The sequence below is a fragment of the Curtanaerobium respiraculi genome (assembly GCF_024609215.1).
Lineage (GTDB): Bacteria > Actinomycetota > Coriobacteriia > Coriobacteriales > Eggerthellaceae > Curtanaerobium > Curtanaerobium respiraculi.
Genome location: NZ_JANIPD030000035.1, coordinates 1 through 1,333, shown reverse-complemented (window position 1 = coordinate 1,333; position 1,333 = coordinate 1). Strand labels below are relative to the sequence as shown.

Below are 1,333 nucleotides of genomic sequence, written 5' to 3'. Positions count from 1 at the left end.
GGGTTATAGGCCAAAACGTGTTGATGAATGTCGCTATAACCCCAGTTCAAATGTCCTAAAACAGCCCTGAAAGTTCATGCGCCCCAACTTTGCAGTCGGCCAAAACGTGTTGATGGATTCTATCGAAACCGCAGTTCATGGCGCGAAAACCGGCCCTCAAAGTTCGCCGGGCCCATCATGTCGCCATGAACACCGTGAAATGCCCCGTGTGCGGGGGTAAAATGGTACGGAACGGCAGGACTGCTGCGGGATCGCAGCGCTGGCTTTGCAAGTCCTGCAGGGCGACCTCTACGCACAGGATCGACAACGAAGCAAAGCTGCTGAGGACGTTCCTGGGGTGGCTCTTCTCGTCCAGGACGCAGGCCGAGGGGCCCTGGAGCGCCAGGACGTTCAGGCGCAAATGCGCCAGGTTCTGGAGCGTCTGGCCCATCCCGCAGCCCACCGGGGAGGTCCACCGAGTGGTGTTCGTCGACGGCATCCGGATAGCGAAGAACGTCCACATACTCATCGCCAGCACGGACGAGGACGTCCTGGGCTGGTACCTCGCCAGGTCGGAGAACTCGAGGGCGTGGTCGGCGCTGATGGCGCCGACCCCCGAGCCCGACATGGTGGTCACCGACGGCGGGAGCGGCTTCGAGAAGGCCAGGAAGAGGACGTGGCCGGGGGCAAGGGTGCAGAGATGCGTCTTCCACGCCTTCGGCCAGGTGAAGAAGCAGACGACGACCAGGCCGAACCTGCCCGCGGGCGTCGAGCTCTACGGCCTGGCCAGGGGCCTGCTGCACGTGAGGGACGCGGGCGCCGCTGCCGCATGGCTGGCCGGGTACAGCGACTGGTGCTCCCGCTGGGAGGACTTCCTGGCGGGGGAGACGATAAACGAGGAGACCGGCAAGAAGGAGTTCACCCACGCCCGCCTCGTGACCGCCAGGAACGGGCTCAACACGCTGATCAGGCGGGGCCACCCGTTCACGTTCCTGGACCCGACGCTCACGGGGGACGGGCCGCTGCCCGGCACCAACAACCGCATCGAGGGCGGCGTGAACGCGCCCATACGCGAGGTGCTGCGCCTGCACAGGGGCATGAGCGCGCTCAGGCGGGCGAAGGCGGCGTTCTGGTGGTGCTACATGCATTCGCCGGATCCCATGCCCCCGGCGGAGATTCTCGGGACCATGCCCACCGACGACGACATCGCCGAGCTCTACCACAGGGCGGCCTTCGAGCCGCAGAAGAAGGAGGGGCCTGCGCAATGGGGCGACGGGCTGGTCTGGTCGGAGCTCCACCACTCGGCCAAGTGGCGCACCGATTGGGATTAGCCATCAACACGTTTTGGCCTATA

The 1,333-nt window shown here is 65.0% G+C and carries 1 protein-coding gene; it reads left to right on the top strand.

Annotation, left to right across the window (positions count from 1 at the left end):
* Positions 1-185 precede the first annotated feature (185 nt).
* Complete coding sequence (locus NOV21_RS08870) at positions 186-1,310, top strand: IS1249 family transposase (protein WP_283171742.1); 1,125 nt, start codon at positions 186-188, stop codon at positions 1,308-1,310.
* Positions 1,311-1,333: the final 23 nt, after the last annotated feature.

What these genes read in the sequence shown, in the direction of transcription:
- NOV21_RS08870 (WP_283171742.1), top strand. Translation starts at nt 186, where the DNA reads ATGAACACCGTGAAATGCCCCGTGTGCGGGGGTAAAATGGTACGGAAC.